This window comes from Variovorax sp. MPBD4-3 (genome assembly GCF_058809745.1).
Genome location: NZ_JBXASW010000017.1, coordinates 84984 through 110883, shown reverse-complemented (window position 1 = coordinate 110883; position 25900 = coordinate 84984). Strand labels below are relative to the sequence as shown.

Below are 25900 nucleotides of genomic sequence, written 5' to 3'. Positions count from 1 at the left end.
TGCGGGCCTTTTTCATTTTCGAGCGGGCCTGTCTCAGACAGGTGTGGTGCCGGTGTCCGGCTCGCGCACGCCGAAGGGCTTGCCCGGCAGCGGAATGAACTCGGTTTCTCCGGGCACGTGGCCCATGCGTTGCGCGGCCCAATCGGCACCGGCTTCGAGGATGCGCTCTCGCCGGCTGGAAACGAAGTTCCAGGTGATGTAGCGCGGCCCATCGAGCGGCTCGCCGCCGATCACCATCAGCCGCGCGGCGGTGTCGGCCGTGAGCACCGCGCCTTGGCCGGCGGGCAGCACGGCCATGGTGTGCGCGGCCACCGGCTCGCCGTCGACGCTCGCATCGGCATCGACCGTGTACACGGCAAGTTCCGGCGCCAGCGCGGGCAGTTCGAAGCGGCCGCCGGCCGGCAATGCGATGTCGAGGTACAAGGTCTGCGAGAGCGTCTTGACCGGCGAACGCACGCCGAAGGCTTCGCCCACCAGCACGCGCACGTCGACGCCCTGCACCACCACTTCCGGGATGGCGCCGGCGGGCGTGTGTTCGAAGCTCGGCTCGACCTCTTCATGCGCCTGCGGCAGCGCCGCCCACAGTTGCAGGCCGTGGTTCTCGTAGGTGTCGGCCTTGAGGCGGTCGGGCTTGCGCTCGGAGTGCACGATGCCGCGCCCCGCGGTCATCCAGTTGATGGCGCCGGGCAGGATCTCCTGCACGCTGCCGAGGCTGTCGCGATGCATCATCGCGCCCTTGAAGAGGTAGGTGACCGTGGACAGCCCGATGTGCGGATGCGGCCGCACGTCGTGCTCGCTGCCCGGCACTTCGGTGGCGGGGCCGAAGTGGTCGAAGAACACGAACGGCCCGACCGAGCGGCGCTGCGCCGCCGGCAGCAGCCGCCGCACCTTGAAGCCGCCGCCCAGGTCCTTGTCGTGCGGTCGAAGCAGTTGAGTCTCTGGAATGGCGTCGGTCATCGTGTTCTCCGTGATGAGTGAGTGATCGGCTTCGTTCGTCGCGGCTCATTCGCGGGACAGCGCGGGACCGGCTTTGCCGGGCCGCCAGTGTCGCCCCCGGTGAGGGGCTTGGCGAAGCGACACACGAAGTGCGCGAAGCCTGGGGGTGGTTTCACCCCCGCGACTTTGCCACCGCTGCGATGCGCTCGCCGAATGCGCGGGCGGTGTCGAAGTCGCCCTTGAGCATTTCGGCGGGGCTGGCGTCGGAGGGCGATTGTGTCAGCAGGCCGCCGTAGCCGCCCACGTAGTTCATCGAGTCGCGCGTGGCGGCCTTGTTGTTGGTCGGCAGGATGCCCATGCTGACCCAGATGCCGCTGTGCTGCATGGCCAGGGTCCAGAGGTAGGTCAGCGTGGTGACCTTGTCGCCGTTCATGGTGGCGCTGTTGGTGAAGCCGGCGAAGAGCTTGTCTTTCCAGCCCTGCGTGTACCAGACCTTGGACGAGGCGTCGGCGAACTTCTTAAACTGCCAGCTCACGCCTCCCATGTAGGTGGGCGAGCCGAAGACGATGGCGTCGGCCGCGGCCAGCGTTTCCCAGCCGCCCTCGGGCAGGTTGCCGTCGGCGTCGATGGCGAGCAGTTGCGCGCCTGCGCCGTCTGCCACGGCTTGCGCCACGCGTTGGGTGTGGCCGTAGCCGGAATGGAAGACGATGACGATGTTTGCCATGAGATTTTTCTCCGAGATCAGATGAATGTTCGTTGTTCGGGGTGCTCTGCGCAGCGAAATAAAGGAGGAGCCCGAAGGGCGGGGGACATTCGCGGAGCAGAGTACCCCGTCGGCGTGATCGCCCCGCCAGACTCAAGCTTACTTTTTATCGATGCTGAAACGACCGGCACCGAAAGCTGCGAATGCAAGCAGGCCGCCGGCGATCGCGATGTTCTTGTTGAAGTTGATCTGCTGCATCATCTTCATCGCTTCAGGTGCGGACCAGTACTTGTGGAAGAACAGCGCCGTCGCAACGGTGAAGATCGCCATCACGATGGCGGTCCAGCGCGTCTTGAAGCCCAGCAGCAGCGCGATGCCCAGGCCCAGCTCGATGATGATCGCGATCACCGCGGCCACCTCGGGCAGCGGCAGCCCGGCGGAGGTGATGTAGCCGACCGTGCCGCCGAAGCCCATGAGCTTGCCGAAGCCGGCGGGAATGAACAGGTAGGCGATCAGGATGCGGCCGATCAGCGCCAGCGTGTCTTGTGCCGAATTGGTGGTGTTTGTGGTTGCCATGTTCGAAAAACTCCTCGGTTGTTGAAATTGAAAAAGGAACGGAAAAAAGCCGGGCGACAGGCGCCCGGCAAGGGGGATCAGGCGGCCAGGTCGAACACCAGCACTTCGGCGTCCTTGCCGTCGGCCAGCGTCAGCTGCGACTCGCCCTCGAGCATCGCGGCGTCACCGCCCGCGAGCTTCTGGCCGTTCACTTCGAGCTCGCCGCGCACCAGGTGCACATAGCTCTTGCGCGCCGGGTCGAGCGCCAGGCTGGCTTTTTCCTCACCGTCGAGCAGGCCGGCGTAAAGGCGTGCGTCGGCATGCACCTTCACAGAGCCGTCGCTGCCGTCGGGCGAAGCCACCAGGCGCAGCTTGCCGCGCTTCTCGGCGTCGCTGAACTGCTTCTGCTCGTAGCCGGGCTCGATGCCGCGCACGTTCGGCTGGATCCAGATCTGCAGGAAGTGCGTGGTCTCGTCGGCCTTGTGGTTGAACTCGCTGTGCATCACGCCGCGTCCCGCGCTCATGCGCTGCACGTCGCCGGGCGGAATGCTCTCCACGTTGCCCATGCTGTCCTTGTGCGCCAGCTCGCCCGACAGCACGTAGCTGATGATCTCCATGTCCTTGTGGCCGTGGGTGCCGAAGCCGGCGCCCGCCGCCACGCGGTCTTCGTTGATCACGCGCAGATTGCCGAAGCCCATGTGGGCCGGGTCGTAGTAGTTGGCGAAGGAAAAGCTGTGGAACGAGCGCAGCCAGCCATGGTCGGCATAACCGCGTTCCTGTGATTTACGGACTTGCAACATCGTCGAACTCCTTTTGGCCCTGCCCCGTGGGGATGAACGGGCCTTCTTCGTATGCCGCGCCGGATGCGCAGCGGATGTAAAGAACTTTAGGTCCGCACCCCGTTCGGAAAGACGCCGCGTTTTGATGGCACCATTCAAATAATTTGATCAATGGATGCACGATGCCCAGCCCCCGAGACGTACTGACCCCCGACGCCCTGGCCATGCTCCAGACCGTGGTCGCCACGGGCAGCTTTGCCGCCGCCGCGCGCACGCTGGACCTGGTGCCCAGCGCCCTGAGCTACCGCGTGCGGCAGATCGAGGACGCGCTCGACGTGCTCCTGTTCGACCGCAGCGCGCGCCAGGCGCGGCTGACCGAGGCCGGCGCCGAACTGCTGCGCGAGGCCGACCGGCTCCTCCATGAAATCGACGCGGTGGCCAACCGCGTGAAGCGCGTGGCCACCGGCTGGGAGCCGATGCTGACCATCGCGGTCGACAGCGTGATCGCGCGCGACCCGCTGCTCGACCTGGCCACCGCCTTCTTCGCGCTCGATCCGCCCACGCGGCTCAAGCTGCGCGACGAGACGCTGATGGGCACCATCGAGGCGCTGACCAGCGGCGAGGCCGACCTGGCGATCGGCGCGGTGCTCGACGCGGCCAGCCTGGCCTTCACCGCCACCGGCATCCGCAGCCGGTTGATCGGCGAGCTGCGCTTCGTCTATGCCGTGGCGCCGCACCATCCGCTCGCACGCCTGCCCCAGCCCCTGAGCGACGCCGTGATGCGCGAGCACCGCGCGGTGGCCGCCGCCGACTCCACGCGCCACGGCACGCCGATGACGGTCAACCTGATGGGCGGGCAGGACGTGCTGACGGTGCCGAGCATGCAGGCCAAGATCGCGGCGCAACTGCATGGGCTGGGCGGCGGCTTTCTTCCCGAGCCGATGGCGCGGCCGTACATCGAGGCGGGGCACCTGGTCGAACTGAAGACCGAGCGCATGCCGCCGCTGGGCGCCCTGCACTGCGCATGGCGCGTGCGCAGCGCCGGCAAGCCGGGCCGTGCGCTCGAATGGTGGCTCGCGCAGTTCGAGCATGAAGGCACCCGGCGCGCATTGCTCGAACGGCACCGCGGTCGATGAGCATGACCCGGAATCGCGCCGCCGCGCTAAGGGTGTGCCCTCAGGCAAAGCCCCCTGCGGACCGATGTAGAGTGCAGACACATCCAACCGCCTCCCATCCAGAAGAAAAGAGTCCGTCATGACCTCTCGCGCAACTGCAAAACCCGCCGACCGCCACCGAACTCCTGCCACCCCGCGTTCCACGCCCCCGTCACGGCACTACGCCGTCGTCGGCGCCGGGATTGCCGGCGTGGCTTGTGCCCGAACCCTGGTGCAGGCCGGCCACAAGGTCACGGTGTTCGAGCGCGAGGCCACGGCCGGTGGGCGCATGGCCAGCGTCGACACCGCTTTCGGCCGCTTCGACAGCGGCGCCCAGTACTTCACCGTGCGCGACCCGCGCTTCGCGCTGGCCCTCGAGAACACGCCCGGCGTCTGCAAGCGCTGGAGCGCCAACCTCGTGCGCGTGCTCGACGCCCACGGCCGCGTGGCCGAGGCCGCCCTGCCCTCGCTCGAATCGCACTGGGTGGCGCAGCCCGGCATGGACGCGCTGGTGGCCCACTGGGCCAAGCCGCTGGGCGACAGCCTCGTCACCGGCACGCAGGTCACGCAGATCGAGCCCGATGCGCTCGACCCCAAGCGCTGGCAGCTGCGCACCGCGGGCGCCGACGACTCCCTTCACGTCTATTCGGGCTTCGACGCCGTGCTGCTCGCCGTGCCGCCTTCGCCCGCGCGCGCGCTGCTGGATGGCGACAGGCTCTCCGCCCGGCTCGCCGCCAAGGTCGAGCCGGTGCGCATCGCGCCCTGCTGGACGCTGATGATTGCCTACCCCCAGGCCAACCAGCCCAACATGTCGCATCTCGGCCCGCAGTGGAACGCGGCGCGCAGCACCCACCACCGCGTGGCCTGGCTGGCGCGCGAATCGTCCAAGCCCGGCCGCGAGCCGGTCGAGCGCTGGACGCTGCAGGCCAGCGCCACCTGGTCGCAGGAACACCTGCGCGACACGCCCGCACGCGTCGAAGCCAAACTGCTGCGCGCCTTCGCCGAGATCACCGGCATCCATGCCACGCCCGCGCACGCCCAGGCGCTGCGCTGGAACGAAGCCCAGACGCAAGTGCCGGTGGGCACCACGCACCTCTGGGACGCCAAGGCCCGCATCGGCGTGGCCGGCGACTGGTGCATCGGCCACCGGGTGGAAGACGCTTTCGTCTCGGGCCTGTCGCTCGCACTCGCCGTCATCTGAACGGGAGATGAGGGAGACCGGCCGCTTCGCGCCCTCGCCCACCGGCCCGCTGCACGCGGGCTCGCTGGTGGCCGCGCTTGCCAGCTGGCTCGACGTGCGCGCGCGCGGGCCGCAGGCGCGCTGGCTGGTGCGCATCGAAGACGCCGACACCGAGCGCTGCCTGCCCGGCATGGGCGAGCGCATCCTCCGGCAGCTCGCCGACTGCGCCCTGCTGCCCGACGAGCCCCCGGCATGGCAGACGCAGCGCACCGCGCACTACGAGGCCGCGCTGGCCCGGCTGCAGGAACTTGGGCTGGCCTACCCCTGCGGCTGCTCGCGCAAGGACATCGACGAGGCGCTCGCGCGGCTCGGCCAGCGGCATGAGCGGCACGGCGAGCGGGTGTACCCCGGCACCTGCCGCGAAGGCCTGCAGGGCAAGCCGGCACGCGCCTGGCGCTTTGCCACAGAGAAACTCGCGGGCGGCGAAGTCTGCTTCACCGACCGCCGCCTCGGCCGCCAGTGCCAGGACGTCAGCCGCGAGGTCGGCGACTTCGTGCTGCGGCGCGCCGACGGCCCCTGGGCCTATCAGCTCGCCGTGGTGGTCGACGACGCCGACCAGGGCGTGACCGACGTGGTCCGCGGCGAGGATCTCACCGACAACACGGCCCGGCAGACCCTGCTGCAGCGCGCGCTCGGCTTTCCCACGCCGACCTACCTGCACACGCCGCTGGTGCGCGCAGCCGACGGCGACAAGCTTTCCAAGCAGAACGGCGCCACCGCCCTCGACACCGGCACGCCGGCAGCCGCGCTGGCCGCGCTCGACACCGCCGCGCGCGTGCTCGGCCTGCGGCCCGCCACGGCCACCGATTGCGCGGGCGCGCTGGCCGCCTGGGTGCCCGAATGGCGCGATCTCTACAATTCGCGGCCGTAATGAACCTTCCCGACACCGTGCCCAACGACCTCCCGCGCAGCGACGACGCGCCCGCCCCCGACGACGCGGACAAGCCGCATCCGCTGCATCGACGCCTCAAGAGCTTCGTGAAGCGCGGCGGCCGCACCACCGAAGGCCAGGCGCGCGCCTTCTCCGAACTGGGCCCGCTGTACCTGGTGCCCTACAAGCCCGAGCCGCTCGACCTGACGGCGGCCTTCGGCGGCCGCGCCGGCCCCACGGTGCTGGAGATCGGCTTCGGCATGGGCGAGGCCACCGCGCACATTGCGACGGTGCTGCCCGAGACCAACTTCTTCTGCTGTGAAGTGCACGAGCCCGGCGTGGGCGCGCTGCTCAAGCGCATCGGCGAGCAGTCGCTGTCGAACATCCGCATCTGCGCGCACGACGCGGTCGACGTGCTCGACCACATGCTGCAGCCCGGCACGCTGGCCGGCGTGCATGTGTTCTTTCCGGACCCATGGCACAAGAAGCGCCACAACAAGCGCCGCCTGATCCAGCCCGAATTCGTGACCAAGCTCGCGCAGCACCTGCGCCCCGGCGGCTACATCCACTGCGCCACCGACTGGCAGCCCTATGCCGAGCAGATGCTCGAGGTGCTGTCGGGCGAACCTCTGCTGCGCAACACGGCCGAGGGCTACGCGCCCAAGCCCGACTACCGCCCGCTCACCAAGTTCGAGAACCGGGGCATCAAGCTGGGCCACGGCGTGTGGGACCTGGTGTTCGAGCGCAAGGCCTGAAACCCCGGTCCCGGCTCGCTGCCTAGTCGAGCAGGAACGTGAGCGGCACGCGCATCTGCGTGCGCACCGCGTGCCCGCCGGCGTCGCGCGCCGGCTCGAAACGCCATTCAGGCACCACGGCGAGCACCGCCTTGGCGAACAGCGGGTGCGAGGCGTACTCGATGCGCACATTCTCGGGGCGCCCCGACTGCCCGACCACGAAGACCAGCACCACCCGGCCCGGGATTTCCTGCCGAGCCAGTTCAGCCGGATAGGCAGGCGGACGCTTCTTCAGTGCCACCGCCTGGGTTACCGCGCCATCGCTGGCCACGGCTTCGGGCGGGCGGAGCGGCTCAGGCGGCGCAGTCGAAACAGGCGGTTCGGGCGGCGCGGCAATCATGATTTCCGCAGCAGGCGCTTCCGCCACAGTGGGCGGCCCGGGCCGCACCGCCTCCGGCGCTGTCGCCATGCATCCCGCCAACACGAACGCCCCGCACAACCCGACCCATCTGACAGCTCTTTTCATCCGCAAATTCTGTCGCCGGTTCTTTGCCTTCCGCCATGGTCCTGAAATTGCTACACTTTTTTACTACCGTAAATAAAGGTGTCTCATGAACACGTCACGCAGGGATTGGCTGGGAAAAGCATACGGTGCACTGCTCCTGGGCAGCGGCCTGGGCCTGGGCAGCACAGCAGGGCCCGCACTGGCGCAGGCCACACGCTCGTCAGCATCGGCTGCCGGCGCGCCACGGGTGGTGCTGCTGGGCCAATCGGTGCCGCTCACCGGCACCGCCTATGAGATCGGCACCGCATTCGCCGCCGGCAGCCGCCTGGCGGTGAGCGATTTCAATGAACGCAACGCCGCCAGCGGCCTGCAGCTGAAGCTGCTGCAGCTCGACGACGGCTATGACGCCGCGCGCGCCACCGCGAACGCGCGCACCCTGCTGGCCACCCACAAGGCCGACATGCTGTTCGGCTTCGTCGGCACCGCCAGCAGCGAGGCTGGCGCCAATGTGGCCACGCAACAAGGCAGCCTGCTGTTCGCGCCCTTCGCGGCCTCCGACGCGCTGCGCGGCGCCGACCACCCCAACGTGTTCCACGTACGCCCCGGCATGATCGACGAGGCCCTGAAGATCGTGCGCCAGTGCGCCACCGTGGGGCAGACCCGTGTCGCGCTGGTCGGCGACGACGACGCCATGGGCCGCGCCGGCCTGGCGGCCGTGCAGCAGGCCGCGAGCGAACTCAAGCTGCCGCCGCTGGTGGCGACCGCGCTGGTGCCGGCCGACGGCGGCAAGCTCGACGCCGCGCTGAAGGCCGTGCAGCAGCAGTCGCCCCAGGCCATCGTGCTGGTGTCGCTTTCGGGCACCACGGCCAACGCCATCCGCAAGCTGCGCAAGAGCGGCTACACGGGCAACTTCATGGCCTTCTCGATCGTCGGCATCGACCCGCTCTACGCCACGCTGGGCAAGGACATCGGCGGCATCGTCATCTCGCAGGTGGTGCCATCGCCCCGGCCCTCGGCCATCCCGATCGTCAAGGAGTACCTGGCGGCGGTCGACAACTCCGACCAGACCGCGTCTTACGAAGGACTCGAAGGCTTCATCGCCGCCAAGGCCGCCGGCGAAGCGGTGCGCCGCGCGGGCAAGGGCTTCAGCAGCGCGAGCCTGCAGCGCGTGATGACCGGCATGACCGACTACGACGTCGGCGGCTTCCGCATCAACCTGCGCCCGGGCCTGCGCGACAACGTGCGCAGCATCGACCTCATCAGCATTTCATCGGACGGCCGCGTGCTGCGCTGAGACGCGGGCACGCATCGAACGTCACCTCAGCCGGTGCGCACCAGCGCCTGCAGCGCATCGAGCGACAGCAGCTCGATGCGCCCGTAGCCCAGCGCAACCACGCCCCCTGCCGCCAGCGCATTGAGCTCCTTCGACAACGTCTGGCGCGTCACGCCGAGCATCATCGCCAGCGCCTCCTGCGGCAGCGCCACGTTGCTGCGCGTGTGCGGCGACTGCGTGGCGTCGCCGCGCGCCAGCACCAGCAGCCGGTGCGCCACGCGGGCGCGCAGGCTGCGCAGCGTGGCGTCTTCGGCCAGCCCGTAGAGCATGCGCACGCGCGCGGCCAGCATCGCCGCGATGGCGTTGGCGAACACGCCGTCTCGCATCAACTGCACGAAGGCCTCGGGCGGCACCACCAGCAGGTCGAGCGCTTCGAGCGCAGTGGCGTCGTGCGTGCGCGGCGAGCCGTCGATCAGCGTGATCTCGCCGAACCAGTTGCCGGGCTCCAGCACCGCCAGGATGGCCTCGCGCCCGTCCTGGCGCAGCGATGAAATCTTGATGCTGCCGGCCACCAGCCCGTAGAAGCCGCCGCCCGCCGCGTTGATGGTGTCGCCCTGGCGGAACACCATGGCGCCGCGCCGCACATGCAGCAGTTCGGCCGCGCCCACCAGCGCTTCGCGCTGCGCGCGCGGAATGCTGGTGAACCACGGATTGCCTTCCAACGCCGCGCGGTGCGGGGGCGAAAGCCGGGTTTTGGGAGCAGCGGCCATGGGCGGGGAGCCGCGCGAGGCGGGGGTTTACCAGAACAACGCATTGTCAAATTCTTGACAGTTCAGCGTCAAGCACGGGCATACAGTGGCCGCTACCCCAAGAACGGAGACTCCCACGATGAACGCACGCGCAAGTTTCAAGAGCATGCAGGAGAGCACGCGCGAAGACTGGCAACTGATCGGCGGCGAATTCATGCAGTTCACGGGCGGCCTGCCCGCGCGCGTGATCAAGCACCTGCAGATCCTCGAGGGCGACTACGGCGGCTTCCCGGTCGACCGCTACACCCATTCGCTGCAGACCGCCACGCGCGCCCTGCGCGACGGCCGCGACGAGGAATACGTGGTGTGCGCGCTGCTGCACGACATCGGCGACACGCTGGGCAGCTTCAACCACCCCGACATCGCCGCCGCCATCCTGAAGCCCTTCGTGAGCGAAGCCAACCACTGGATGGTGCAGAACCACGGCATCTTCCAGGGCCACTACTTCTTCCACCACATCGGGCTGGACCGCAACATGCGCGACAACTTCAAGGACCATCCGCACTACGAGCGCACGGCCGAGTTCTGCGCGCTCTACGACAACCCCGCCTTCGACCCCAAGGCCGAGACGCTGCCCATCGGCGAATTCGAGCCCATGCTGCGCCGCGTGATGGCGCAGCCCAGGCAGAGCATCTACAAGGCCGCGCTGACCGAGCCCGCGGCCGCCTGACATCGACAAGAGGAAACCATGAACGCCTTCTCCCAACCCGAAATCCAGAAGCTCGTCTCCGCCGAGGAGTGGCAGCTTCGCGTCGACCTCGCCGCCTGCTACCGCCTGGTGGCGCTCTACGGCTGGAGCGACCTGGTGTTCACGCACATCAGCGCGCGCATCCCGGGCCCGGAGCATCACTTCCTGATCAACCCCTACGGCCTGATGTTCGACGAGATCACCGCGTCGAGCCTGGTCAAGGTCGACCAGCAGTGCAACAAGATCATCGACTCGCCCTACCCCGTGAACCCGGCGGGCTTCGTGATCCACAGCGCGGTGCATGCGGCGCGCGAAGACATCCAGTGCGTGCTGCACACCCACACCAAGGCCGGCATTGCCGTGAGCGCGCAGAAGAACGGCGTGCTGCCCATCAGCCAGCAGTCGACCTTCGTGCTGGCATCGCTGGCCTATCACGACTACGAAGGCGTGGCCTTCCGCGACGACGAGAAGCCGCGCCTGCAGGCCGACATGGGCAACGCCAACTTCCTCATGCTGCGCAACCACGGCCTGCTGACCTGCGGCAAGACCATTGCCGACGCCTTTCTGTCGATGTACACCTTCGAGAACACCTGCCAGATCCAGATTGCGGCGCAATCGGGCGGCAGCGAACTCACGCACGTGAACCCGAAGATCGTCGAAGGCGTGGGCCAGGCCATGAAGGTGCAGACCGGCGGCCTCGGCGGCTCGTTCGTCTGGCCTTCGCTCATTCGCAAGCTGGACCGCATCGACGACAGCTACAAGCAATAAGCCACGCCGGCGACCGGTTTCCAAGGCTGCCACCGCCTGCGCGACGGGCGTTGGCGGCCATTTTTTTGCCTTGCCACGCGGCTCGGGGCAGCGCGCATCCATTTCTGCCGGGGCGACGGCCGCCATCTGCAGAATAGAGGCCCATGCACGTCCGATTCCCGCGCCCTTCGGCGCCCTCTTTCGCCCCCGCCTGCGCCCTCCTGCTCTGCCTGGCGCTCTTCCTGCCCGCCGCATCGGCCGCCCCCGATGCGGCGGACGCCGATGCCCGCATCGAGGCACTCATCGCCCGCATGACGCCGCAGGAAAAAGCCGGGCAGCTCAGCCTCTACGGCCCGGCCGAGATCGACACGCCCAACAACCCCCAGGCCGGCTGGCGCAATGCGCAGCAGGAAACAGCCGACGTGCGCGCCGGCCGCCTCACCGGCCTGTTCAACAACGCGGGCCTCGAAGGCAAGCGGCGGCTGCAGCAGATCGCGGTGAAGGAGTCGCGGCTGGGCATTCCGCTGATATTCGGCGCGGACGTGATCCACGGCTTCAGGACCATGTTCCCGATGCCGCTGGCCGAGGCCTCGAGCTGGGAGCCCGCGCTGGCCGAGCGCACGGCGCGCGCCGCGGCGGTCGAGGCCACGGCCGATGGCTTCCGCTGGACCTTCGCGCCGATGGTCGACATCGCACGCGACGCACGCTGGGGCCGCGGCCTGGAGGGCGCCGGCGAAGACGTGCTGCTGTCGAAGCGCTTCGCCGCCGCCCGCGTGCGCGGCTTCCAGGGGAACGATCTTTCGCGCCCCGACGCGATGCTGGCCACGCCCAAGCACTTCGCGGCCTACGGCGCGGCCGAGGGCGGGCTCGACTACAACGTGAGCGACATCTCGGAGCGCACCTTGCGCGAGGTCTACCTGCCGCCGTTCCGCGCGGCCATCGACGCGGGCGCGCTGTCGGTCATGAGCGCCTTCAACGAGATCGGCGGCATCCCCTCTACCGCCAACCGCGACCTGCTGACCGGCGTGCTGCGCGACGAATGGAAGTTCAAGGGCTTCGTGGTCTCCGACTACACCGCCGACGAGGAACTGGTCGAGCACGGCTACGCCGCAAACCCGCGCGAGGCCGCCAAGCAGGCCTTCCTGGCCGGCACCGACGTCAGCATGCAGAGCGGCCTCTACATGCGCTACCTGCCCGATCTCGTGGCCTCTGGCGAGGTGCCGATGGCGCGGCTCGACGAGGCGGTGCGGCGCGTGCTGCACGTCAAGCAGAAGCTCGGCCTGTTCGACGACCCGATGCGCGGCCTGGACGGCCCGCCCGCGTCGCAGCGCGCGGAGAACCCCGAGTTCCTCGCGCTGGCCCGCGAGTCGGCGCGCCGCTCCATCGTCATGCTGAAGAACGACCGCATGCTGCTGCCGCTGCCCAAGGCCGGCACGAAGATCGCGCTGATCGGCCCGTTCGCCGAAGGCACTGTCGACCTGATGGGCGCCTGGAGCCTGTTCCCCGGGCAGTCGGCGCCGGTGGGCATCGACCAGGGGCTGCGCGCGGCGCTCGGTGCCAACTCGTCGGTCACCGTGGTGCGCGGCTCGGGCATCGGCACTGCACTGCCGGGCGGCATCGACGCCGCGGTGGCCGCCGCGCGCAACGCCGACGTGGTGGTGCTGGCCATCGGCGAGAGCGAGAAGATGTCGGGCGAGGCGCGTTCGCGCAGCGACATCGGCCTGCCGCAGGCGCAGCAGGACCTGGCCGAAGCCGTGGCGGCCACCGGCAAGCCGGTGGTCGTACTGCTGAGCAACGGCCGCGCGATGGCTCTGAAGGGTGCGGTGCGCAACGCGCGCGCCATCCTCGTCACCTGGTTCCTGGGCGTGCAGACGGGCGGCGCCATCGCCGACGTATTGTTCGGCGACTTCAATCCCTCGGGCCGGCTGCCTGTGAGCTTTCCGCAGACGGCGGGCCAGGTGCCCTACTACTACGCCCACAAGCGCACCGGCCGGCCTTCACCCGAGAGCGCGCCGGGCATGTCCTTCAAGAGCCGCTATCTCGACGCGACCCACGAGGCGCTGTACCCCTTCGGCTTCGGCATCGGCTATGCGCCGGTGCGCTACGACGACGTGGAGCTGAGCCAGGAGCGCATCACCATGTCGGACACGCTGCGCGTGCGCGCCACCGTCACCAACACCGGGCAACGCGATGCCGAGGAAGTGGTGCAGCTCTACGTGGCCGAGCGCGCGGCCAGCGTGACGCGGCCTGTGCGCGAGCTGAAGGACTTCCGCAAGCTGAGCATCGCGCCCGGCGCGTCGGCGCAAGTCGAATTCACGCTCACCAAGGACGACCTGCAGTTCATCGGCCGGGACATGAAGCCCACGGTCGAGCCCGGCGAGTTCGACCTGTGGGTGGCGCCTTCGGCTGCCGGCGGCATCCGCAAGCGCTTCGTGCTCACGCGCGACTGAACGCGGCCGCGCGCAGCTTCATTCGCCGGACGCGCTCGATGTGCTTGGCAGGTTCGCGGAAGCCACCGGCGGCGCCACCTGCGATTCCATGACCTCCGTCGGATGGATGCCGGTGTTGGCACGGATCGCGTCGGCCTGCACCTGTGCGCGGTCGAGGCCGCTCACGGCCGGCGCGGGCTGCGACTCCATGACCTCGGTGGCGTGCATGCCGTTGTTGGCACGCACCGCATCCGCGGACACCGTATCGCGCGACTGCGTCGAATGCGACATCTGCGGATAGTCGGGATCGGCGCGCCCGCTCGCATGCGCGAACGAGGCCAGCACCAGCGCGGGCACTGCGGCGAAGCACAGGGTAACGGTACGGACTTTCATGTCTGTCTCCTTGAGTAGTAGCGACGCCTTCACTCTAGGACGACGCACTTATTGGCCTCTGAGAGGCTGCTTATGCTGCGGTGAGAGTCGGCTTAGAGGGCCGTGAGAGTTCGGTTAGCAGCGTGTGAGGACCGTATATTCGCGAATCAAAGGCCACCCTCAGGAAGCCCACCCCATGAAAGTCAAACGCATCGTCGCCAACATCGCAACGCCCTCTCCCGCGCGCGCCGCCGTTTTCTACAAGGACGTGCTCGGCCTCGACCTGCTCATGGACCACGGATGGATCCAGACCTACGGCTCGCAAGCGGAAACGGCTGTGCAGCTGAGCTTTGCGTCGGAAGGCGGTTCGGACACCGCGGTGCCCGATCTCTCCATCGAGGTGGACGACGTGAACGAGGCCTTCGAGCGCATGAAGGCCGCGGGCTTCGCCATCGAATACGGCCCGGTCGACGAGCCCTGGGGCGTGCGCCGCTTCTATGTGCGCGATCCCTTCGGCAAGCTCGTCAACATCCTCGCGCACGCCTGAGCGGCTGCGCAGCGCGGGCTCAGTCGAGCCCGTGGAACACGCTGTCGTCCGGCCCGATGTGCGACGGCGGCGTCCATGCGGCGTCGCGCATGGAGCGGCTCACCAGCTTGTCCACGCCCAGCAGCGTGGCGAAGATCGCCATGCGCACCGGAATGCCGTTGTCGGTCTGGCGGAAGATGGCCAGGCGCGGGTCGTTGTTCAGGTCGGTGCTCAGGTCGTGCGAGCCGGGCCGGCCGTCGCGCGGCAGCGGGTGCATAACCACCACGTCCTGCTTGCAGGCCGACTCGATCAGCGCGCGATTGATCTCGAATGCGTTGTCGAAGCCTTCCAGCACCTCGTCGTTCGCGAAGCGCTCTTTCTGGATGCGCGTGGCGTAGATGATGTCGGCGCCGGCCAGTGCCCGAGCCGGCGTGGCGGCGGTTTCCACCACGTGGCCGTTGCGGCTCACGGCCTCCACGATGGCGGCCGGCATCGCCAGCGAAGGCGGCGAGATCAGCGTGAACTTCAGGCCCTTGTACAGCGCGAGCAGCTTGATGAGCGAATGCACGGTGCGGCCGTATTTCAGGTCGCCGACCATCGCGATGTGCGCGCCGTCCACCAGCTTGCCCAGGCGCGAGAACTCGCGCTGGATGGTGTACAGGTCGAGCAGCGCCTGGCTCGGGTGCTCGCCCGGGCCGTCGCCGCCGTTGATGACCGGCACGTTGGTGGCGCGCGCGAATTCGGCGACCGAGCCCTGCTCGGGGTGCCGCACCACCATCGCGTCGACATAGCCGCCGATCACGCGGCTGGTGTCGTAGATCGACTCGCCCTTGGCCATCGACGAGAAGGTGAAGCCGGTGGTGTCGCACACCGAGCCGCCGAGGCGGCAGAAAGCCGCGCCGAAGCTCACGCGGGTGCGTGTGCTGGCCTCGAAGAACAGGTTGGCCAGCACGGCGCCTTCCAGCACCCGGCTGACCTTGCGCCTGCGCGCGATGGGCTGCATGACGTCCGCGAGCTGGAACAGTTCGTCGATGGCGTCGCGGTTGAGCTGGCTGACTGAAAGCAGGTGATGCGCCCCGCCAGTGGCCATCGCCTTGCGCAAGGCGCCTTCATGTGCGCTCTGCGTATATTCTTCGCGCCGGCCGTCCGAAGCCAGGATTTCGCTCACGAAGCGCCGCGCGACCTCGGGCATGGCCCTGAATTCGTTGGATTCGTCTGGCAGGAGCCAGGCGTCCAGCGCTCTTCTCCGGCTGCCGATGCGTTCGGCAAAAGCGTCGCGCGTCATGTTGAGTTGACGCATCGCGTCGCGGAGGAGCACCTGCTGCGGCATATTGTTCATGGGCCGCGAATATATACTCAATGCGTATATTTTTGAAGCGCCGAAGCAAGAACTTATCGCCGGGTCTTCCTGGCGGGTTTCTTCGCGGCCTGACGCAGCGTGCGCTGCCGCAGGTTCGCGCCCGAACCGCGCTGAGGACGCGGCGGCGCCACGTCGTGCTGGCTGGCCCGCAGGGTGAAGTCGCAGGTCTTCACCGCCAGTTCGACGATGCGCGCCAGCGCGGGGCTGGCGTTGTCGCGCCTATAGACCGCGCTGTAGACCAGCGGCGGCGGCATGGGATCGGTCCTCACGATGCGCAGCAGGCCGCTCTTGATGTCGGGGCGCACATAGTCGAGCGCCTGCTGGCTGATGCCGAATCCGCTGATCGTCAGTTCACGAAGCACTGTGGTGCTGTTCGTCAGCATCACCTTGCCGAAGCGGAAGCCGTGTTCCGCGCGCCAGGCTTCATAGAACCTGTTCTTCGAGGCGCCGGCGGGCTGCTCGATCACCGGGTAGTCGGCAAATTCATGCGGCTTCAGCGCCCGGTTGGGAATGCCCAGGCGCGGGCTCGCGATCCAGGCCTGGTCGACCTGCCCGACCTTGATCGACTCGAAGGCCTGGCCCCAGAAGATGCCCGGCATGATGGACAGGTCGAGCTTGTTGGCCTCCAGCCGCTCGAACAGCGTGAGCCCCGCGTCGACCACCGGCTCCAGCGTCACCTCTGGGTGCAGCTTCTGCAGCAGCTGTATCAGGCTGGTGAGCCAAGTCATTGCGATCAGCTCCGTCACGCCCACGCGGAAGGTGCCGCGCAGCGTCTTGTCGACGCTGATGTCGTGCTGGATGCGCTGCCAGAGCCGCTGGGCTTCTTCCGCGAGCGGCAGCAGTTCGCGGCCGGCCTGCGCCAGTTCCAGGCCGTGGGAAGTGCGGTGCAGCAAGGGGCCGCCCAATGACTCTTCCAGTTCCGCCAGGCGCTTGGAGATGGCCGACTGCGTGGTGTGCAGCTTCACCGCCGCGGCGCTGAAGCTCTGGAGCTTGGCGCTGAAGAGAAAGGCCTCCAGCTGCTTGAAGGTGAAGTTCATGGCTGCGGAATGTACGCCCACCATCCGCCAGGAAAAAAAGGAATACCGCGCCGCTCCGATTTCTCGTTTGTTCTGCGGCACGGCGACTTTGATACTGCGTGCATGCTTCACATCGCACCACGCCTGAATCGAATCAAGCCGTCGCCCAGCTCCATGGCCGGCCAGAGAGCGCGCGAGCTGCGCGCGATGGGCCGGGACATCCTCGGCCTGACCGCCGGCGAGCCCGACTTCGAGACACCCGTGCACATCAAGGACGCGGCGATCCGCGCCATGATGGCCGGCCAGACCCGCTACACCGACGTCGGCGGCACGCCGAAACTCAAGGAGGCCATCGCCGGCAAGTTCCTGAAAGAAAACGGGCTGGCCTACGCACCGGGCGAGATCATCGTCGGCACCGGCGCCAAGCAGGTGATCTTCAACGCGCTGATGTGCACCGTGGCGGCGGGCGACGAAGTCATCGTGCCGGCGCCCTACTGGGTGTCCTACCCGGACATCGCCCTGCTGGCCGGCGGCGTGCCGGTCTTCGTCGACTGTCCTGCTGCGGCGGGCTTCAAGCTGCAACCCGCGGACCTGGAGCGCGCCATCACCGCCAGGACGCGCTGGCTGATGCTCAACTCGCCGAACAACCCGAGCGGCGCGACCTACACGCGCGCCGAGCTGCAGGCACTGGCCGAGGTGCTCCGGCGCCACCCGCATGTATGGGTAATGACCGACGACATCTACGAGCACCTCATCTACGGCGATATCGAATTCGCCACCATGGCTCAGGTGGCGCCCGACCTCAAGGACCGCACGCTGACGGTCAACGGCGTTTCCAAGGCCTACGCCATGACGGGCTGGCGCATCGGCTACGGCGCGGGGCCCGCGGCGCTGATCAAGGCGATGGTCAAGCTCCAGTCGCAAAGCACCTCAGGCCCCAACTCGGTGGCCCAGGCAGCGGCCGTCGCGGCGCTCACCGGACCGCAAGACACCATCGCCACGAACCGGCGGGAATACCAGGCACGGCGCGACACGGTGGTTGCTGCGCTCAACGCCATCGACGGCATCCGTTGCGAAGTGCCCGACGGGGCCTTCTACATCTTCGCCTCGTGCAGCGCGCTGTTCGGCCTACACACGGACAAGGGCAAGGTGATCGATACCAGCGACGACTGGGTGATGCACCTGCTCGATGCCCAGGACCTCGCTGCCTTGCAAGGCAGCGCCTACGGCGTGCCGACGCATTTCCGCATCTCCTTTGCCGCCAGCACCGAACAGCTGCTGGAGGGCTGCCGCCGCATCGCTCGGGCGCGCGGCGAACTCTCGGGCCAAGCCATCAACCAGGAACCGCAATGAAACTCCGTCCTCTTCTGAAGCTGCTGCCGGCGATTGCCGCGGGCGCCGCCTGGCTCGCTGCCACGCAAACATGGGCTGCAGATGCCTTTCCGACGAAGCCCGTGAAGATCCTCGTGGGCTTCTCGCCCGGCGGCTCCAACGACGTGGTGGCTCGGCTGATCGCGCCCAAGCTGGCCGAAGGACTGGGGCAGCAGGTGCTGGTCGAGAACCGCCCGGGCGCCGGCGGCAACATCGCGGCATCGGCCATGCTCGGCGCGCCGGCGGACGGGCACACGCTGCTGATGTGCACCACGGGCACGCTGTCGATCCAGCCGTACATCTTGAAGAGCATGCCCTTCGATCCGGAGAAGGACATCGCACCGGTCACGCAAGTGGTCAACGCGCCCTACATGCTGCTGGTCAATTCGACCCTGCCGGTGAAGAGCGTCAAGGAGCTCATTGCCTACGCCAAGCAGAAGCCCGGCGAGATCAACTTCGCCTCTTCGGGCACGGGCACCGGCGGACACCTTGCCGGGGAAATGCTGAAGAGCCGCGCGGGCATCGACATCGTCCACGTGGCCTACAAGGGCACCGGCCAGGCGATGACGGACCTGATCGCGGGCCAGGTCTCGATGATCTTCGACCAGCCCGTGAGCTCGATGCAGTACGCCCGCGCGGGCAAGCTGCGCGCACTGGCGGTGGCGAGCCCGCGCCGGCTGGCTGCCTTTCCGGACATCCCGACCGTGACCGAATCCGGCGTTCCGGACTTCGACCCGGTGACCTGGGCCGGCATCTGCGCGGCGAAGAACACACCGCCCGCCGTGGTCGCGCGCATCCAGCAAGAAGTGGCCAAGGTGCTGGCAATGCCCGAAATCTCCAAGCGGCTCGCGGCCGATGGCCTGGAGCCCGTGGGAAGCACGCCCGAGCAGTTCCGAGCCTTCCTGGCGGCCGACAAGCGCAAGTGGGGCCGCGTGGTGAAAGACGCCGACGTCAAGGCCGAATAAGAAGGAAACACCAGATGAACCAGCTTCCCGACATCGTTCGCGACTTCGAGCGCGTTTCCTCCGACCTGGTCCGGCAGGCCTCTGCGTACCAGCCAGCCATTCTTGCCGACGTCAACTGCCGCCGTGGCGCCCTGCACGGCCGCATCCAGGCCCTGCGCCATCACATGACGCTCGCGGGCAGTGCGCTCACGGTGGAAGTGCGCCCGGGCGACAACCTGATGATCCATGCAGCCATCGCGCTCGCAAAGCCCGGCGACGTGCTGGTGATCGACGGCAAGGGCGACCAGAGCGCGGCCCTCATGGGCACGATCATGATGAACGCCTGCCGCCAGGTCGGCATTGCCGGCGTGGTGATCGACGGCGCCGTGCGCGACAGCCTGGAGATCGACGAGATGGACTTTCCGGTCTTCTCGGTCGGCACCAATCCCAATGGCCCGACGAAGGTGGCCTCCGGGCACATCGGGCATCCGGTGTCGGTCGGCGGCGTGGCGGTCCGGCCCGGAGACCTCGTGGTCGGCGATGCCGACGGCGTTGTCATCATCGAACGGGAGAAGGTAGAGGCGCTGCTGCCGGCCGCAAAGCGCAAGGTCGAGGACGAAGCCGCGCGCATCGAAGCCATCAAGAACGGCGACACCGCAGCCAAGTGGCTGGACTCCGCGCTGCGCAACGCAGGCGTGCTCAAGGAAAACGAGAAGCTTGTATAGAGAAAAACAAGCTGCGGGAACGAAGAAAGGGCCGTGAGGCCCTTCTTCATTCCTGCTCATGCAACGGCTTACAGGCCGGCCTGGCGCGTGAACGACACGCTGGGCTTCTTGTAGGCTTGCGGCACTTCGTCGCGGTAGAACGCGCGGCGGTCGAGGCTTTGCAGCGGGTCGTGCGCCTTGGCGACGGCTTCGGCCTGCACGGTCGCGCGGTTGGCGGTCGACGTGAAGGCTTGTGCGCCGGCGCTGGCGGCATCGCTGTACTCGTTGCCTGCACGTGCGGCGGCAACGGCTTGCGGTGCCACTTCAGCGCGGGAAATGGACGAGTTCACGACGTGCACGCCGTCGTAGGTTTCTGCATGGGCTCCGGCGGCAGCCAGGAGCGAGAGGGCAGCAGCGGCGAGGATCTTCGAGGCATTCATTTCAATCTCCTTCAGGGCAAACGGTTGGTTGGTGAGGAGAAGTTTGATCCTGAATGACCCCGAAAAACGCTCGCGAAAAGAACCGCGGCGTTCACAGGATTGAAACAATCCGGGCCTTGAAAAGCGCCCGGTCAATAGGGGTTGCCCCTGCGAAACCGCCTCAGTGGCTGATCATCCAGGGCCGGCGCGACGGCGCGGACTTGGCGCCGTTGGGCGCGGTGACCGTCGCGCCCCGCTTGCCCGAACCGCAGCAGCCACAGCCCGCCGGGTGCTTGAAGCGCGCATAGTCTCGCGAGCTGCCCGGCTCGTGTCGCGCCCGCTCGTTGGTCTCCATGGCCCGGCGCGTGCCCGACGCCATCAGCGCCAGCCGCGGCGCCGCCGAGAGCACGCGCGGAGAAGCCGTTCCGCAATCCGGGCAGCAGGCGGGTTCGTCTCGCAGCCCCGAGGGCCGCAGCGCCTCGAAGCCGCCGCATTGCCCGCAGGCATAGTCGTAGGTGGGCATGGGCTGCGGTCCTTCAACGCAGGTCGTGCGACAGCGGCATGTCGATGCTGCCGTCGATGAACTTCACCGGGCCCGATGCGTTCGGGTTGATGTCGAAGTCGAAGATGCCCGTGGGCAGCCACAGCGTGGCGCACGAGTTCGGCACATCGACCACGCCGCTGATGTGGCCCTGCACCGGCGCCGTGCCCAGGATCGAATAGGCCTGCGCGCCCGAATAGCCGAACTTCTTCAGGTACTCGATGGCGTTCAGGCAGGCCTGGCGGTAGGCCACGTTCACGTCGAGGTAGTGCTGCTTGCCGCTCTCGTCGACCGAGATGCCTTCGAAGATCAGGTAGTCGTTGTACTGCGGCGTGATCGGGCTGGGCTTGAAGATCGGATTCTTGATGCCGTACTTGGCCATGCCGCCCTTGATGAGCGTGACCTTCATGTGCACCCAGCCGGCCATCTCGATGGCGCCGCAGAAGGTGATTTCGCCGTCGCCCTGGCTGAAGTGCAGGTCGCCCACGCTCAGGCCCGCGCCGTCCACGTACACGGGAAAGAACACCTTGGAGCCGCGCGACAGGTCCTTGATGTCGCAGTTGCCGCCGTGCTCGCGCGGCGGCACGGTGCGCGCGCCCTCCGCCGCAGCCTTGGCGCGGGCCTCGCCGGTCATCTTGCCCATGTGGGCCGTGCCGGCGAACGGCGGGTTGGCGAGGCCGGGCACGCGGTCCGGGTCGGTGGCGATGAGCGCCTTCTCGCGTTCGTTCCACATGTCGAGCATGGGCTTGTCGGGCAGGCAGCCGATGAGGCCGGGGTGGATCAGCCCCGCGAAGTTGACGCCCGGCACATGGCGCGAGCTGGTGAACATGCCCTTGAAGTCCCAGATCGATTTCTGCGCCTCGGGAAAGTGATCGGTCAGGAAGCCGCCGCCGTTCTTCTTCGAGAAGAAGCCGTTGAAGCCCCAGAGGCTGTCCTGCTTGGCGCCGATGTCGAGCAGGTCGACCACCAGCAGGTCGCCGGGCTCGGCGCCCTTCACGCCCACCGGGCCCGAGAGGTAGTGCACGGTGCTCAGGTCGATGTCGCGCACGTCGTCTGCGCTGTCGTTGTTCTTGATGAAGCCGCCGGTCCAGTCGAAGGTCTCGAGGATGAAGTCGTCACCGGGGTTGACCCAGCAGGCCATCGGGATGTCCGGGTGCCAGCGGTTGTGGATGTTCTCGTTCTCGGTGGGCGACTTGGTCAGATCGACCTTGATCAGCGTGTCCGTCATTTGCGGTGGCTCCTGGTTGGGTTGGGTTGAACGGAAAATCAAACGGAGAGGTAGGCCTTGATGTGATCCACGTCGGTCTTGTCGCGCGCGGTCTCGTGCACGAGGCGCCCGCCCTCGATGACGAAGAGCCGGTCCGCCACGTCCATCGCGAAGCTGAGCACCTGCTCGGACACGACGATGGTGATGCCGCGCAGCTTGCGGATCTCGTTGAGCGCCTTGGCGATGTCCTTGATGATCGAAGGCTGGATACCCTCGGTGGGCTCGTCGAGCAGCAGGACCTTGGGGTCGGTGACGAGTGCGCGCGCAATGGCGAGCTGCTGCTGCTGGCCGCCGGAGAGGTTGCCGCCCTTGCGGCTCTTCATGTCCCACAGCACGGGGAACAGTGCGTAGATTTCCTCGGGGATGCGTCGGGTCTTCGAGTTCTCCAGGCCGGTCTGGATGTTCTCTTCCACTGTGAGCGTGGGGAAGATCATGCGGCCTTGCGGTACGTAGGCGATGCCTTTTGCCACGCGGCGGAAGCTCTCGTCGCGCGACACGTCTTGCCCCGCCACTTCGATGCGCCCGCTCTTCAATGGCAGCACGCCCATCAAGCTCTTGAACAGCGTGGTCTTGCCCATGCCGTTGCGGCCCATGATGGCGATAGTTTCGTTGGCGTGTCCTTCGAACGAGATGCCGTGCAGCGCCTCGCTCTGGCCGTAGGCTACGTGCAGGTCTTCTACCTTCAGCATGAGGTTGCTCATATTGCTGGGATCCTTTGGGTTGTGTTCGGGGGGCTTGCACAGGCCATCGGGTACTCCCCTCCGCGAATGTCCCCCGGCCTTCGCCCTCCTCCTTTATTTCGCTGCGGGGAGCACCCGACGCCCTGTGCAAGATGGACGCTCTGCTCGTGCGGGTCATTCGACTGCTGCGGTTCACGATCGCGCTGGCGGGGTGCCTTGCGCAGCGAAATAAAGGAGGAGGCCGAAGGCCGGGGGACATTCGCGGAGCAAGGCACCCCGTCGGCGTGAGCGCGCCCTGGACTGAAGTGCCTCATCTAGTGCCCCAGATAAACGTCGATGACCTTGGGATCCGCCTGCACCTTCTCCATGGGCCCTTCGGCAAGGATCTTTCCCTGGTGCATCACGGTGACCTTGTGCGCGATCTGCTTCACGAAGGCCATGTCGTGCTCGATGACGATCACCGCGCGGTTCTGGCAGATGCGCTTGAGCAGGTCGGCCGTGAGCTCGCGTTCGCGCGCGCTCATGCCGGCAATGGGCTCGTCGAGCATCAGCAGCTCGGGCTCCTGCATCAGCAGCATCCCTATCTCCAGCCACTGCTTCTGGCCGTGGCTCAGCAAGCCGGCCTCAGTATCGAGGCGGTCCGCCAGGCCGATCTCTTCCGCAACCGCCTGCACCTTGGCCTTGACCTCGTCGTCGCATTTGAAAGCCAATGCGCCGAACACCGAGCGCCCCTTGGGGAACGACACCTCCAGGTTCTGGAACACGCTCAGGTTCTCGTAGATCGACGGTGTCTGGAACTTGCGCCCTATGCCCAGCCGCACCCGCTTGTGCTCGGCCATCTTCGTGAGCTCGGTGTTCTTGAACTTGATGCTGCCGGCGCTCGCGCGCGTCTTGCCGCAGATCAGGTCGAGCAGCGTGGTCTTGCCGGCGCCGTTGGGGCCGATGATCACTCGCAGCTCATTGCGGTCGATGTACAGCGTGAGGTCGTCGATGGCCTTGAAGCCGTCGAAGGACACGGTGAGGTCTTCCACCGCCAGCGCGAAGTCTGTGTTGCTCATGAATGTGTGGCTCCGGTTCAGGCGCGCTGGCTGCCGACGCCTTCAGGCAGCGCGGGCTCGGGTGGTTGTGCTGCGGGCGTTGCCGGTGCAGTTGATGCCGGCGGCTTGACGGCGGCCTCGCGCAGCGCCTGCCGGCGCGACTTCCACCACGGGCGGATCTTTTCTTCCCACACCCCGGCCAGCCCCATCGGAAAGGCCATGGTCACGCCAATGAAGAGGCCCGCCATCAGGAACAGCCACAGGTCGGGGAAGCTCTCGGAGAACAGCGTCTTGCCCGCGTTCACCAGCAGCGCGCCGTACACCGCGCCCACCAGGCTCATGCGTCCGCCGACGGCACAGAAGATCACCATCTCGATGGAGGGCACGATGCCCACGAAGCTCGGCGACATGAAGCCCACCTGCAGCGCGAACATCGCGCCGCCGATGCCCGAGAGCCCGGCCGCGAGGCAGAAGATGAAGACCTTGAAGTTCGACACGTCGTAGCCGGAGAAGCGCACGCGGTCTTCCTTGTCGCGCATGGCCAGCAGCAGCGTGCCCAGCTTGCTGGTCTGGATCCAGCGGCACAGCAGGATGCTCAGCACCAGCAGGCCGACGCACACGTAATACAGCACGTACTTGGCGCCGTCGGTGCGCGTGTCCCAGCCCAGCAGGGTCTTCAGGTCGGTCATGCCGTTCACGCCGCCGGTGTAGCCCTGCTGGCCGATGATGAGCACGGTGCAGATCAGCGCCACCGCCTGCGTGATGATCGCGAAGTACACACCGCCCACCCGGCGCTTGAACATCGCGAAGCTCACGAGCCAGGCCAGCGCCATCGGCGCCAGCACCACCAGCGCGAGGCTCAGCGGCAGGCTCTTGAAGGGCAGCCACAGCGTGGGCAGCTCGGTGATCTGGTTCCAGTCCATGAAGTCCGGGATGCCGGGCGTGGTCTGGATCTTGGTGGCGACGGGGTCGGAGGCTTCGAGCTTGAGGAACATCGCCATCGCATAGCCGCCGATGCCGAAGAACACGCCCTGCCCCAGGCTCAGCACGCCGCCGTAGCCCCACACCATGACGAGGCCCACGGCCACGAAGGCGTAGGTGAGGTACTTGCCCACGAGGTTGAGGCGGAAGATGTCGAGCGACAGCGGCAGCACCACCGCGAGCAGCAGCACCAGGAGCAGCAGGCTGCCGAGCTGGTAGCGCTGGATCGAGGCCTTGATGAAATTCATCGGAACGTTCTCCTGCAAGGAAATCGGGTTCATCAGCGGCGGACCTTGACGGCGAAGAGTCCCTGGGGCCGCATCATCAGGATCAGCACGATCAGCGACAGCGTCAGCACCTTGGCCATCGAGCCGGTCATGAAGAACTCGGAGATCGACTGGGTCTGCGCAATGCCGAAGGCCGAAACCACGGTGCCGAAGAGGCTGGCCGCGCCGCCGAAGGTGACAACCAGGAAGGCGTCGACGATGTAGAGCGAGCCCGAGGTCGGCCCGGTCGAGCCGATGGTGGTGAAGGCCGCGCCCGCCACGCCGGCAATGCCGCAGCCGATGGCGAATGTCAGGCGGTCGGTCTTCTTCGTGTCGATGCCGGTGGCGTTGGCCATCGTGCGGTTGGCCACGGTGGCGCGCACCCGCAGGCCCCAGCGGCTCTTGTGCAGCGCGACCAGCACACCGCCCGTCACCAGCGCGGTGAGCGCCAGCACGAAGAGGCCGTTGATCGGAATGTCCAGGCCCTCATGCGGCGTCCAGGAGCCCATGAGCCACTCGGGCAGCGTGGGGCTCACTTCCTTGGGGCCGATGAAGGTGCGAAAGATCTGCTGCAGCCCCAGGCTCACGCCCCAGGTGGCGAGCAGCGTGTCGAGCGGCCGCTTGTAGAGATGGCGTATCAGCACCCACTCCACGATCCAGCCGGCGATGAAGGCGAACACGAAGGCCAGCGCGATGGCGATCGGGAAGTAGTACGGCATGAACTCGGGCGCCAGGCTTTCGGTGACGCGCGCGGCCAGGTAGATCGAATAGGCGCCGATGGTCATGAACTCGCCATGCGCCATGTTGATCACGCCCATCTGGCCGAAGATGATCGCCAGGCCCAGCCCCATGAGCAGCAGCACCGCGAAGAGGCTCAGCCCCGCGAAGCCCTGCATGAGGCCGATGTTCATCATGTCCGACAGAGTCATGGCAAGCTGTTCCGAAGTTGGGGTGTTGGCTCCTTCCCCCTCTGGGGGAAGGTCGGGATGGGGG

29 protein-coding genes are annotated in these 25900 nt (G+C 67.4%); 13 read left to right on the top strand and 16 right to left on the bottom strand.

Annotation, left to right across the window (positions count from 1 at the left end; genetic code table 11):
- Window positions 1-33 precede the first annotated feature (33 nt).
- From AC1RVW_RS13340 to AC1RVW_RS13325, 4 genes are all read right to left on the bottom strand, one after another.
- Complete coding sequence (locus AC1RVW_RS13340) at window positions 34-957, bottom strand: pirin family protein (protein ID WP_493200408.1); 924 nt, start codon at window positions 955-957, stop codon at window positions 34-36.
- A gap of 151 nt (window positions 958-1108) precedes the next feature.
- The gene (locus AC1RVW_RS13335) at window positions 1109-1660 is read right to left on the bottom strand and encodes a flavodoxin family protein (RefSeq protein WP_081270108.1); all 552 of its coding nucleotides are present in this window, start codon (window positions 1658-1660) and stop codon (window positions 1109-1111) included.
- 138 nt (window positions 1661-1798) lie between these two features.
- Entirely contained in the window at window positions 1799-2275 is a 477-nt protein-coding gene (locus AC1RVW_RS13330) for a DoxX family protein (RefSeq protein ID WP_493200425.1), read from the bottom strand.
- 17 nt (window positions 2276-2292) lie between these two features.
- Window positions 2293-2994 (bottom strand): pirin family protein, encoded by a 702-nt coding sequence (locus AC1RVW_RS13325; RefSeq protein ID WP_081270110.1) that lies wholly within the window; start codon window positions 2992-2994, stop codon window positions 2293-2295.
- Window positions 2995-3155: 161 nt separating this feature from the next.
- Between AC1RVW_RS13325 and AC1RVW_RS13320 the strand changes: the two genes are divergently transcribed.
- From AC1RVW_RS13320 to trmB, 4 genes are all read left to right on the top strand, one after another.
- Window positions 3156-4109 (top strand): LysR family transcriptional regulator, encoded by a 954-nt coding sequence (locus tag AC1RVW_RS13320; RefSeq protein WP_081270111.1) that lies wholly within the window; start codon window positions 3156-3158, stop codon window positions 4107-4109.
- Window positions 4110-4227: 118 nt separating this feature from the next.
- Window positions 4228-5328, top strand: coding sequence for an NAD(P)/FAD-dependent oxidoreductase (locus tag AC1RVW_RS13315; RefSeq protein WP_081270112.1), 1101 nt, complete (start codon window positions 4228-4230; stop codon window positions 5326-5328).
- 7 nt (window positions 5329-5335) lie between these two features.
- Window positions 5336-6238, top strand: coding sequence for a tRNA glutamyl-Q(34) synthetase GluQRS (gene gluQRS, locus AC1RVW_RS13310; RefSeq protein WP_493200405.1), 903 nt, complete (start codon window positions 5336-5338; stop codon window positions 6236-6238).
- Window positions 6238-6993, top strand: coding sequence for a tRNA (guanosine(46)-N7)-methyltransferase TrmB (trmB, locus tag AC1RVW_RS13305; RefSeq protein ID WP_285411846.1), 756 nt, complete (start codon window positions 6238-6240; stop codon window positions 6991-6993). The genes gluQRS and trmB overlap by 1 nt, the downstream gene beginning before the upstream one ends.
- A 22-nt stretch (window positions 6994-7015) precedes the next feature.
- On the opposite strand, the gene AC1RVW_RS13300 is transcribed toward trmB, so the two are convergent.
- Window positions 7016-7303, bottom strand: a complete 288-nt coding sequence (locus AC1RVW_RS13300; protein WP_409195314.1) for an energy transducer TonB — start codon at window positions 7301-7303, stop codon at window positions 7016-7018.
- Window positions 7304-7370: 67 nt separating this feature from the next.
- Between AC1RVW_RS13300 and AC1RVW_RS13295 the strand changes: the two genes are divergently transcribed.
- Together AC1RVW_RS13295 and AC1RVW_RS13290 are read left to right on the top strand one after the other, a co-directional pair.
- Complete coding sequence (locus AC1RVW_RS13295) at window positions 7371-7574, top strand: hypothetical protein (protein ID WP_493200402.1); 204 nt, start codon at window positions 7371-7373, stop codon at window positions 7572-7574.
- A 9-nt stretch (window positions 7575-7583) separates the two neighbouring features.
- Entirely contained in the window at window positions 7584-8771 is a 1188-nt protein-coding gene (locus AC1RVW_RS13290) for an ABC transporter substrate-binding protein (RefSeq protein WP_493200400.1), read from the top strand.
- 26 nt (window positions 8772-8797) lie between these two features.
- Here the strand turns inward: AC1RVW_RS13290 and AC1RVW_RS13285 are convergent, their stop codons facing one another.
- A complete protein-coding gene (locus AC1RVW_RS13285; RefSeq protein ID WP_493200398.1) occupies window positions 8798-9520 on the bottom strand; it encodes a Crp/Fnr family transcriptional regulator in 723 nt (240 codons plus the stop codon).
- 118 nt (window positions 9521-9638) lie between these two features.
- On the opposite strand from AC1RVW_RS13285, the gene AC1RVW_RS13280 reads away from it, so the two are divergent.
- The 3 genes from AC1RVW_RS13280 to AC1RVW_RS13270 all read left to right on the top strand — a co-directional run bounded on the left by AC1RVW_RS13280 (window position 9639) and on the right by AC1RVW_RS13270 (window position 13444).
- Window positions 9639-10229: an HD domain-containing protein gene (locus AC1RVW_RS13280; protein WP_081270118.1), complete on the top strand. Its 591-nt coding sequence runs from the start codon at window positions 9639-9641 to the stop codon at window positions 10227-10229.
- Between the two features lie 18 nt (window positions 10230-10247).
- Window positions 10248-11015, top strand: coding sequence for a class II aldolase/adducin family protein (locus AC1RVW_RS13275; protein ID WP_081270119.1), 768 nt, complete (start codon window positions 10248-10250; stop codon window positions 11013-11015).
- A 143-nt stretch (window positions 11016-11158) separates the two neighbouring features.
- Window positions 11159-13444 (top strand): glycoside hydrolase family 3 N-terminal domain-containing protein, encoded by a 2286-nt coding sequence (locus AC1RVW_RS13270; protein ID WP_493200396.1) that lies wholly within the window; start codon window positions 11159-11161, stop codon window positions 13442-13444.
- Window positions 13445-13462: 18 nt separating this feature from the next.
- Here the strand turns inward: AC1RVW_RS13270 and AC1RVW_RS13265 are convergent, their stop codons facing one another.
- A complete protein-coding gene (locus AC1RVW_RS13265; protein ID WP_493200394.1) occupies window positions 13463-13816 on the bottom strand; it encodes a hypothetical protein in 354 nt (117 codons plus the stop codon).
- Window positions 13817-13991: 175 nt separating this feature from the next.
- On the opposite strand from AC1RVW_RS13265, the gene AC1RVW_RS13260 reads away from it, so the two are divergent.
- Complete coding sequence (locus AC1RVW_RS13260; protein WP_493200392.1) at window positions 13992-14342, top strand: VOC family protein; 351 nt, start codon at window positions 13992-13994, stop codon at window positions 14340-14342.
- A 19-nt stretch (window positions 14343-14361) separates the two neighbouring features.
- Here AC1RVW_RS13260 and AC1RVW_RS13255 read toward each other — a convergent pair whose 3' ends face one another.
- Together AC1RVW_RS13255 and AC1RVW_RS13250 are read right to left on the bottom strand one after the other, a co-directional pair.
- Window positions 14362-15660: an aspartate carbamoyltransferase gene (locus AC1RVW_RS13255; protein WP_493200390.1), complete on the bottom strand. Its 1299-nt coding sequence runs from the start codon at window positions 15658-15660 to the stop codon at window positions 14362-14364.
- 53 nt (window positions 15661-15713) lie between these two features.
- The gene (locus AC1RVW_RS13250) at window positions 15714-16718 is read right to left on the bottom strand and encodes a LysR family transcriptional regulator (protein ID WP_493200388.1); all 1005 of its coding nucleotides are present in this window, start codon (window positions 16716-16718) and stop codon (window positions 15714-15716) included.
- Between the two features lie 102 nt (window positions 16719-16820).
- On the opposite strand from AC1RVW_RS13250, the gene AC1RVW_RS13245 reads away from it, so the two are divergent.
- From AC1RVW_RS13245 to AC1RVW_RS13235, 3 genes are read left to right on the top strand one after another with little or no spacing between them, the layout of a single operon-like run.
- Window positions 16821-18050 carry a pyridoxal phosphate-dependent aminotransferase gene (locus tag AC1RVW_RS13245; protein WP_493200386.1) on the top strand — a complete coding sequence of 410 codons (1230 nt, stop codon included), beginning with the start codon at window positions 16821-16823 and terminating at the stop codon, window positions 18048-18050.
- A complete protein-coding gene (locus AC1RVW_RS13240; protein ID WP_493200384.1) occupies window positions 18047-19033 on the top strand; it encodes a Bug family tripartite tricarboxylate transporter substrate binding protein in 987 nt (328 codons plus the stop codon). Before AC1RVW_RS13245 ends, AC1RVW_RS13240 begins: the two co-directional genes overlap by 4 nt.
- A gap of 14 nt (window positions 19034-19047) precedes the next feature.
- Window positions 19048-19737 carry an RraA family protein gene (locus AC1RVW_RS13235; protein WP_493200382.1) on the top strand — a complete coding sequence of 230 codons (690 nt, stop codon included), beginning with the start codon at window positions 19048-19050 and terminating at the stop codon, window positions 19735-19737.
- A 68-nt stretch (window positions 19738-19805) separates the two neighbouring features.
- On the opposite strand, the gene AC1RVW_RS13230 is transcribed toward AC1RVW_RS13235, so the two are convergent.
- The 7 genes from AC1RVW_RS13230 to urtB form a co-directional block, all read right to left on the bottom strand.
- On the bottom strand, window positions 19806-20156 hold the full coding sequence (locus tag AC1RVW_RS13230; RefSeq protein ID WP_285411857.1) for an alpha/beta hydrolase: 351 nt from the start codon (window positions 20154-20156) through the stop codon (window positions 19806-19808).
- A gap of 160 nt (window positions 20157-20316) precedes the next feature.
- Window positions 20317-20658: a zinc ribbon domain-containing protein gene (locus AC1RVW_RS13225; RefSeq protein WP_081270125.1), complete on the bottom strand. Its 342-nt coding sequence runs from the start codon at window positions 20656-20658 to the stop codon at window positions 20317-20319.
- A gap of 13 nt (window positions 20659-20671) precedes the next feature.
- Window positions 20672-21904, bottom strand: coding sequence for a formamidase (gene fmdA / locus AC1RVW_RS13220; protein ID WP_081270126.1), 1233 nt, complete (start codon window positions 21902-21904; stop codon window positions 20672-20674).
- Window positions 21905-21942: 38 nt separating this feature from the next.
- Window positions 21943-22632: an urea ABC transporter ATP-binding subunit UrtE gene (gene urtE / locus AC1RVW_RS13215; RefSeq protein ID WP_093075114.1), complete on the bottom strand. Its 690-nt coding sequence runs from the start codon at window positions 22630-22632 to the stop codon at window positions 21943-21945.
- A gap of 305 nt (window positions 22633-22937) precedes the next feature.
- On the bottom strand, window positions 22938-23681 hold the full coding sequence (urtD, locus tag AC1RVW_RS13210) for an urea ABC transporter ATP-binding protein UrtD (protein WP_081270127.1): 744 nt from the start codon (window positions 23679-23681) through the stop codon (window positions 22938-22940).
- 17 nt (window positions 23682-23698) lie between these two features.
- Complete coding sequence (gene urtC / locus AC1RVW_RS13205) at window positions 23699-24889, bottom strand: urea ABC transporter permease subunit UrtC (RefSeq protein WP_493200379.1); 1191 nt, start codon at window positions 24887-24889, stop codon at window positions 23699-23701.
- A gap of 32 nt (window positions 24890-24921) precedes the next feature.
- On the bottom strand, window positions 24922-25836 hold the full coding sequence (gene urtB, locus AC1RVW_RS13200; protein ID WP_081270128.1) for an urea ABC transporter permease subunit UrtB: 915 nt from the start codon (window positions 25834-25836) through the stop codon (window positions 24922-24924).
- Window positions 25837-25900 lie beyond the last annotated feature (64 nt).